The following is a 7,850-nucleotide window of genomic DNA, read 5'->3' on the forward strand; positions in this document are numbered from 1 at the left end:
ATGTTCCGGCCGTTATGAACGAATGCTGCCCCTCCCTTAGTCTTGCGCCATGTCGGACCGGCAGCGCCAGCACGGAGTGGCGAGCAAGCGGCCGACAGCGGCGTACCGGGCTGCATGCAGTGCCGAATGCGACACAGACCTTGTGCGCAGCGGCCCGCATGACGGCCTCGGCAACGACAACGAAAAAGCGAGACAGCCTGGGTATGAGCGACGTAGCCGCCGCCCCAGCGCACCACAAAGGAGACACTCCGCCATGCTTGAACAGCCGTTCCCCGGCCGTGCCACCGCCCCCGGCACCGACGCGATCGAGGCCAAGGCCATCGACGCCATCGCATCCATGGAAGCCAAGGGCTTCCTCGACCGCTACTTCCAGATCAGCGAGCGCGGCAGCACCGGGCGCCGCGAGGCATTGGCCGGCGCCACCACCTTCATGGCCATGGTCTACTCCGTGTTCGTCGTGCCGGGCATGCTCGGCAAGGCCGGCTTCGATGGCAGCGCCGTGTTCGTCGCAACCTGCCTGACCGCGGCGTTCGGCTCCTTGTTGATGGGCGTGTGGGCCAAGCTGCCCATCGCCATCGGCTGCGCGATCTCGCTGACCGCTTTCACCGCCTTCGGGCTGGTGCTTGGGCAGGGGCTCTCCCCAGCCGTTGCGCTTGGCGCGATCTTCCTGATGGGCGTGGTCTTCACCGCCATTTCCGTGACCGGCGTGCGCTCCTGGATCCTGCGCAACCTGCCGGCCGGCGTGGCGCACGGCACGGGCATCGGCATTGGCTTGTTCCTGCTGCTGATCGCATCCAACGACGTGGGGCTGGTGATCAAGAACCCTGGCGCGGGCCTGCCGGTCACACTGGGCAAGATCACCGCCTTCCCGGTCGTCATGTCGATCCTCGGCCTGGCCGCCATCTTCGGGCTGGAACGGCGCCGCGTGCCGGGCGGCATCTTGCTGGTGATCGTCGCCATCTCCGCGCTGGGCCTGGCCTTTGATCCCGCCGTCAAGTTCACTGGCGTGTTCGCGCTACCCGCGCTGAGCGCGCCGGGCCATGCCTCCTTGATCGGTGCGATGGACATCAAGGGCGCGCTGTCGCTGACGGTGCTGCCTAGCGTGCTGGCACTGGTGATGACGGCCGTGTTCGACGCCACCGGCACCATCCGCGCCGTCGCGGGCCAGGCCGGCCAGCTCGATGCGAAGGGCCAGATCCCCAACGGCGGCCGTGCCCTGACCACGGACTCGCTCAGCTCGATCTTCTCGGCCTTCTTCGGTGGCGCGCCCGCTGCGGCCTACATCGAATCGAGCGTTGGCGTGGCCGCTGGCGCAAAGACCGGCCTGGCCGCGGTGGTAGTCGGCCTGCTCTTCCTGGCAGTGATCTTCTTCTCGCCGCTGGCCGGGCTGGTGCCTTCGTACGCGACGGCACCTGCCCTGATGTATGTGGGCCTGCTGATGCTCAGCAGCGTCAGCAAGCTGCATATGGACGATATGGTCGACGCCATGGCCGGCCTGGTCTGCGCGGTCTTTATCGTGCTGACCTGCAATATCGTCACGGGCATCATGCTGGGCTTCTGCACCTTGGTGATCGGCCGCATCGTGGCCGGTGAATACCGCAAGCTGAATGTGGGCACCGTGGGCATCGCGCTGGCGCTGGCCGTTTTCTACGGCGGCGGCTGGGCGATCTGAGCCTTGACGGCCGTGGCACTGCCAGCGGCCGGTATCGAGAGGCGACACCGCGCGGTCCGACGGGCCATGCGGTGTTGCCACGCAAGCGGGTACTGAAAGCCAGCGCAACGATGACACTGGCTTTTTTGCGAAGCGGGCGAATTCCCGTCCCGCTTCTTTTTTTAGCGGCCTCGCCCTCTCGCGAATGGCCGCAAATCGCGCAGACTCAGGCCGCCGCGCGCCGTTGCGGCACGGATGCCTGCACCGTCGCTGCCAGTCCCTGCGCCAGGTCGGCGATCAGATCCTCCGGCGCTTCCAGGCCGATATGCAGGCGGATCACCGGCTCGGCGCCACGCCAGTACGAGTGTTCCGCCAGGCGCTCCGGCGCTGCCACCTGCACCAGGCTTTCATAGCCGCCCCACGAAGCCCCCAGCCCGAACAGGCTCAGCGAATCCACCAGCTTGCGCGCCGCCGCCACATCGGCGGTGGGCAGCGCGAACGAGACCAGCCCGTTGGCGCCCGAGAAATCCCGCAGCCACAGCGCGTGTCCGGGGTCCGAGGGCAAGGCCGGATAGAACACCCGCCCTACCGCCTCATGCGCTTGCAGGAACTGTGCCACCGCCAAGGCATTGCGCTGGTGCTGGGCCAGCCGCACGGCCAGCGTGCGGATGCCGCGCAGCGCCAGGTAGGCATCGTCCGCGCTGATGGCCAGGCCGAAGCCATCGTAGGCATCGGCAATGCGGCGCGCCAGCCCCTCGTCCTTGACCACCACCGCGCCCTGCATCAGGTCGGAATGGCCGCTGATGTACTTGGTCGATGCCAGGATCGATACATCCACGCCGAGCGCCAGCGGCTGCAGCACATGGCCGGAAGCCCACGTATTGTCGGTGGCCACCACCACGCCATGGCGGTGCGCGATCTGCGCAAGGCGCGGCAGGTCCAGCACCTCGTAGAGCAGAGAGCTGGGCGACTCCAGGTAGAGCAGCCGCGTGTTGGGGCGGATCAGCGCGTCCAGATCGTCCTGGCTGGGAGAGAAGTAGCTGACCTCGATGCCCAGGCGGCGCAGCAGCGTTTGCTCCAGCCTGCGTACCGGCGCGTAGACGCTGTCCACCACCAGCGCATGGTCACCCGGCGACAGCAGCGCGAGGAACGTCAGCGAGATCGCAGCCAGCCCCGAGGGCGCCAGGAAGGTGCGGTTGCCGCCTTCGAGCGCGGCAATCGCACCTTCCAGCGCGCGGTGCGTATCCATGCCCTGCCGGCCATAGGAGCTGACACGCTCGCCGCGCGCATGGCGGGCCCGGATATCGTCATAGGCGTCCGAGTTCTCGAAGCGCACGGTGCTGGTGCGCACCACCGGCACATTGACCGGGCCGTGGCCCTGGACAAAGGGCGGCGTGCCGGCGTGGATCAGTTGGGTATCGCGATGATGGCTCATGGTTCCTGGATTGGGATGGTGGCTTGCGCCGCGCTCAGACAGCGAAGCGCAGCTTGTCGAAGGAGAAGACGAAGGGATCGGCCTGCGCACGCGGGGCCGCGCCGAGCGAGCGGTTGAGAAAGGCGCGCGTGCGCTCGCTGCGCGGCGCGCTGAAAATGCGGCTGGCCGGGCCATGCTCGACAATGCGCCCGCCTTCGGTGAAGTAGACCTCGTCGCTGATTTCTTCGGCAAAGCGCATCTCATGTGTCACCAGCAGGCAGGTCAGCCCCTCCTCGACCAGGTCGCCGATCACGGTCAGCACCTCGCCCACCGTCTCCGGGTCCAGCGCGGAGGTCACCTCGTCGAACAGGATCAGCTCGGGCTCCATGGCCAGCGCGCGGGCAATCGCGACGCGCTGCTGCTGGCCGCCGGAGAGTTCGCCCGGATACGCGCCGGCCTTGTCGGCCAGGCGCACCTTGCGCAGCAACGCGATGGCCGTGGCCTCCGCCTGGGCGCGGCCGCGCCCCAGCACGCGCAACGGCGCGATGGTGAGGTTCTGCAGCACGGTCAGGTGCGGAAACAGGTTGTACTGCTGGAAGACAAAGCCCACACGCTTGCGCAGCGCAATGCGCTCGGCCTCGCTGCGCAGCTCGCGCACTGCAACGCCGCCGACCGTCACCGTGCCCTGCTGCGGCTCCAGCAGGCCGGTAAGGCACCGCAGGATGGTGGACTTGCCCGAGCCGGACGGGCCGATGATGGACACCGCCTGCCCGCGCCGCACTTCCAGGTCGATGCCCTTGAGCACCGGGTTGCCGCCAAAGGCAAGGTGCACGTCCTTGAGCGCAACCAGCGGCGCGGCAGCCTCGGGGACCACGGACAACACGGGTCCGCCGTTATGTTCAGGCAACAGCATATTTTTGTTCCAGGAAACGGGTGAAGCGCGAAATCGGGTAGCACCAGGCAAAGAACATCGCCAGCACGGTGAAATAGATCAGCACGGTAAAGGCGGTCTGGTTGACGGTATTGCTGGCGATCTGCGCGGTATCGAGCAGATCGTGCACGCCCACCAGCGAGGCCAGCGCGGTGCCCATGGTGAGCGTGGCGTACAGGTTCATCCACGGCGGCAGCATGCGGCGCACGCATTGCGCAACGATGATCAGCCGCAGGATCTGCCAGCGCGAGAACGCCATTGAGCTGGCCGCCTCCCACTGCGTGAGCGGGATCGACTGCACCGCGCCGCGCAGCACCTCGGCCACATTGGCGCTGGCCGGCAGCGCCAGCCCCACCACCACCTTGAACCAGTCGGGGAACGGCACGATATGGCTGCCGATATTCACCTCGAACGGGAAGACGTAGGTGGAGAAGTAGATCAGCACCAGCCAGGGCGCATTGCGGAACACCTGCACGTATAGATGCGCCGGGCGCGACAGCAGCGCCACCGGCGACAAGCGCAAGGCGCCGACCAGCAGCCCGCCGGCTGTGCCCAGCAAGATCGCCAGCAGGCTCACGCCGATATTGACCAGGAAGCCGCGCACCAGCGCCGGCGACCATTGCCAGGCGCTGGCCAGCGCGCGGGCCAGGTCCGGATGGCGGGTCGCCGCGAGCGCCACCGCCACCAGCGGCAGGAGCCACAGCAGCCCCGCATAACGACCGGCGCGCGACGTTGCGGGCGCGGAGAGAAAAGTGGAATCAGCGCTCGCCATAGCCGGGCATCCTTAGTCGAAGTTCCAGCCAGTTGCCCGCCTGGCTGACCACCCAGGTCAGCAGGCCGAAGAACAACAGCAACAGCACCATCAGTTCCAGCACGTTGTCGCGCTGGGTCCAGATCATGATGGAGGCGTAGGTGATATCGCCCACCGCAATCGCGGACGCCACCGCCGTGGCCTTGACCAGCTCCACGGAATTGTTGACCAGGGCAGGCAGGGCAAAGCGCACCGCCAGCGGCAACTGCACGCGCCAGAGCAAAGTACGGCGATCAAAGCCGAGCGACGCCGCCGCCTCCAGCGTGACCTTGGGCACCGCCTCGATGCCAGCGCGCAAGGCTTCGGCATGAAACACGCCCTTGTGCAGCGACAGCACCACCACCACCCACAGGAACGGCGTAAGCGGATTGGTCCGCTGCGCGTCCTGCAAGGCATGGGTGATCAGCATGTTGAGAACCAGGAAGGCGCAGTAGAGCTGTACCAGGGTTGGCGTGTTGCGGGTGATTTCCACAAACGCGCGCGTGGCACCGGCCAGCAGCGCGTTGCGCGAGGTCAGCGCCGCCGCCATTCCCACTCCGGCGACCAGGCTGCCGGCAAGGGTGCAAAGTACCAGCTGGATGGTTACCCAGGCGCCATGCACGAAGGAGGCGCGGTCATAGGCATCGGCGAGGAACGCGTAGTTCAGGCCGATGCGGTGCGCCGCATCGATCCACCAGGCAATCGCTGCTTCCATCAGGAACGGCCGCCCTTGAACTTGTCATGCAGCTCGGTCAGCGCCGGCGACGGCGGCAGAATGCCGGCCTTCTTTTCGGTGGCAACCAGCCAGCCGCTGCGATGCCAGTTCTGCACGATGCGGTCCACCGCAGAAATGGTGTCCTGCTCGCCCTTGCGGGTCCAGATCACGGTCGGCGCGGGATTAAGTTCAGGCAGCACGATGCGGTAGTTCTGCCATTCCGGGTTGCCCCGCACCAGAGGCTGCAGCAGCGTGTTGTCGTGCACGGCGCCGGCGCAGTTGTCACCGCGCAGCGCCAGCAGCGATTCCGCCGAGCCCTTGAAGCCCTTCGGGATGGCGCCGTATTCCACCTGCACCGGGCGCGTATAGCTGCTGCCCTGCGAGATGCACACCGTCTTGCCCTTCAAGTCTTCCCAGCGGCGGATATCGCTTTGCTTGGGCACGATCACCGCACCGCCCACACGGTAGTAAGGCGTAGGCACGTGGCCCAGCTGCTCACCGCGCTCGGCGTTGTATTCCATCGCCGCGATCAGCACGTCGACTTTGCCCTGCTGCAGGAACTGCACGCGATTGGACGGCTGCACCTGCACCGTTTCCAGCTCCACATTGAGCTGCCTGGCCAAGTCCTGCGCGAGGTCCGCATTGAAGCCGACGGGCTTTTGCGTGGCGGGATCGATCGAGCCGAAAGCGCTGCCGGACAGCATGATGCCGACCACGATCTTGCCGCGCTGGCGGATCTTGTCGAGCGTGGCGTCGGCCTGCGCGGCGCCGGCAAAGAAAGTGCCGGCCAGCAAGGCGGCAGCGAAGGCGAGAGGACGCGGGGAGCGCAGCGAAAGAGTGCGGGTCATGGTGTGTTCGAGTTCTTGTTGGCTAAGTCGTGGTTAGTGCAATGCAGCCGACAAACTGTACGCAAGCGCCGCCGGGCACGGAACGAATAAAAGAGCCAATCGTTATGCGCATTCCGTTTCCCGTGGCAGCACAGCGCGGCCGCATATCCATGCGCGGAAAGATTCGTTGGCCGCAGGGGCCACGCTTTCTAAGCTTTGCGCTCGATTCGCCTCAGGCATTACCGTCATGCAACGTCGCACCCTGTTCCGCTCCCTTCTCTGCCTGCCCGTCGCCGCTGCGGCGGCGGCCATCGCTGGCGTACCCTTTCACAGCTATGCCACGCAGGCCCCGCAGGCCTTCCCCGCGCGTCCCGTGCGCATCGTGGTGCCGGTGGCGCCCGGCGGCAGCGCCGACAAGCTCGCGCGTACGCTGGCGCTCAAGCTCAGCGAGAAATGGGGCCAGCCCGTGGTGGTGGAAAACGTGGTGGGCGCCAGCGGCACCCTGGGTGCCGCGCAGGTGGCGCGGGCCAAGCCAGACGGCTACACCTTGCTGCTGGGTGGCGAAGGCGTGACGCTGAACGCCTCGCTGTTCAAGACGCTGCCGTACGATGCGAGCCGCGCGTTTCGCGGTGTCAGCAAGGCGGTGGTGAATCCGCAGATCCTGGTCGCCAGGCCGGATCTTGGCGTGCGCAACCTGCAGGACTACATCGCGCTGGCACGCAAGAAGCCCGGCGAGGTCACGCTTGGCCTGCCGGGCAATGGCGGCATTGCCCACGTGGCCCATGAAATGCTATCGCGCCAGACCGGCATCAAGGTCAACTACATTCCCTACGCCGGGGGCGCGCCCGCCACGGTGGACCTGCTTGGCGGGCATATCGACGCAACACTGATCACGCTCGCGGCGGTGACCGATTACGTGCGCTCCGGCCGGCTGACTGCGCTGGCGGTGACCACGCCCTATCGCTCGAAGGCGCTGCCACAGGTGCCGACCATGGCGGAGGCAGGTGCTGCGGGTTTCGCGGTGGAAAGCTGGCAGGGGCTGCTTGCGCCTGCGGCTACGCCTGCTGATGTGGTGGATCGCATTAGCCGCGATGTTGCGGCTGTGCTTGATGTGCCGGCTACGCGGGGACAGCTGGAGGATGCGGGGTATGTTGTGGTGGGGTCTTCGGCGCAGAAGCTGGATGCTACGTTGGCTCGGGATTTGCCTAGGTATGCTTCGGTGATTTTGGCTTCGGGGATGTCGTTGCGGTAAGTGTCGTTGTGTCGTTGTGTCGTTGTGTCGTTGTGTCGTTGTGTCGTTGTGTCGTTGTGTCGTTGTGTCGTTGAGGTAAGTCAACGGCAAAGGCAACTGCAGTTTCACCACCCCTGCGGGGCGGCGACAGACCTACTTTCTTGTCTTGCCAAGAAAGTAGGCAAAGAAGGCGCGCCGGATGGGGCGACTACCTCCTCGGGCTTCGACGAAAAGAGCGGCCGGGACCCAAACTCGCATCGCCTTAAGGCGATACTCAGACATGGGTCCCTC

General features: G+C 66.3%; 7 protein-coding genes. 2 read left to right on the forward strand and 5 right to left on the reverse strand.

Features of this window, described 5'->3' with window-relative positions:
• The first annotated feature begins 253 nt into the window (after positions 1-253).
• Complete coding sequence (locus AC07XB_RS14625; RefSeq protein ID WP_492810742.1) at positions 254-1,672, forward strand: NCS2 family permease; 1,419 nt, start codon at positions 254-256, stop codon at positions 1,670-1,672.
• 205 nt (positions 1,673-1,877) lie between these two features.
• Here the strand turns inward: AC07XB_RS14625 and metC are convergent, their stop codons facing one another.
• Genes metC through AC07XB_RS14650 form a run of 5 tightly spaced genes read right to left on the reverse strand, consistent with a single transcriptional unit; the run spans position 1,878 to position 6,349 of the window.
• Complete coding sequence (metC, locus tag AC07XB_RS14630) at positions 1,878-3,086, reverse strand: cystathionine beta-lyase (RefSeq protein ID WP_492828182.1); 1,209 nt, start codon at positions 3,084-3,086, stop codon at positions 1,878-1,880.
• A 34-nt stretch (positions 3,087-3,120) separates the two neighbouring features.
• Entirely contained in the window at positions 3,121-3,978 is an 858-nt protein-coding gene (locus tag AC07XB_RS14635; protein WP_416052955.1) for an amino acid ABC transporter ATP-binding protein, read from the reverse strand.
• Positions 3,965-4,768: an amino acid ABC transporter permease gene (locus AC07XB_RS14640; RefSeq protein ID WP_492810747.1), complete on the reverse strand. Its 804-nt coding sequence runs from the start codon at positions 4,766-4,768 to the stop codon at positions 3,965-3,967. The genes AC07XB_RS14635 and AC07XB_RS14640 overlap by 14 nt, the downstream gene beginning before the upstream one ends.
• Positions 4,755-5,501, reverse strand: coding sequence for an amino acid ABC transporter permease (locus AC07XB_RS14645; protein WP_492373175.1), 747 nt, complete (start codon positions 5,499-5,501; stop codon positions 4,755-4,757). Before AC07XB_RS14645 ends, AC07XB_RS14640 begins: the two co-directional genes overlap by 14 nt.
• The gene (locus AC07XB_RS14650; RefSeq protein ID WP_492373176.1) at positions 5,501-6,349 is read right to left on the reverse strand and encodes a transporter substrate-binding domain-containing protein; all 849 of its coding nucleotides are present in this window, start codon (positions 6,347-6,349) and stop codon (positions 5,501-5,503) included. The genes AC07XB_RS14645 and AC07XB_RS14650 overlap by 1 nt, the downstream gene beginning before the upstream one ends.
• 226 nt (positions 6,350-6,575) lie before the next feature.
• Between AC07XB_RS14650 and AC07XB_RS14655 the strand changes: the two genes are divergently transcribed.
• The gene (locus tag AC07XB_RS14655) at positions 6,576-7,580 is read left to right on the forward strand and encodes a tripartite tricarboxylate transporter substrate binding protein (protein ID WP_492828179.1); all 1,005 of its coding nucleotides are present in this window, start codon (positions 6,576-6,578) and stop codon (positions 7,578-7,580) included.
• Positions 7,581-7,850 lie beyond the last annotated feature (270 nt).

The sequence above is a fragment of the Cupriavidus sp. GW821-FHT02F09 genome (assembly GCF_059421605.1).

Bases quoted from the DNA above. Each gene is read 5' to 3' on its own strand.
- AC07XB_RS14625 (WP_492810742.1), top strand. From the start codon at position 254: ATGCTTGAACAGCCGTTCCCCGGCCGTGCCACCGCCCCCGGCACCGAC.
- metC (WP_492828182.1), bottom strand. From the start codon at position 3,086: ATGAGCCATCATCGCGATACCCAACTGATCCACGCCGGCACGCCGCCC.
- AC07XB_RS14650 (WP_492373176.1), bottom strand. From the start codon at position 6,349: ATGACCCGCACTCTTTCGCTGCGCTCCCCGCGTCCTCTCGCCTTCGCT.
- AC07XB_RS14635 (WP_416052955.1), bottom strand. From the start codon at position 3,978: ATGCTGTTGCCTGAACATAACGGCGGACCCGTGTTGTCCGTGGTCCCC.
- AC07XB_RS14645 (WP_492373175.1), bottom strand. From the start codon at position 5,501: ATGGAAGCAGCGATTGCCTGGTGGATCGATGCGGCGCACCGCATCGGC.
- AC07XB_RS14655 (WP_492828179.1), top strand. From the start codon at position 6,576: ATGCAACGTCGCACCCTGTTCCGCTCCCTTCTCTGCCTGCCCGTCGCC.
- AC07XB_RS14640 (WP_492810747.1), bottom strand. From the start codon at position 4,768: ATGGCGAGCGCTGATTCCACTTTTCTCTCCGCGCCCGCAACGTCGCGC.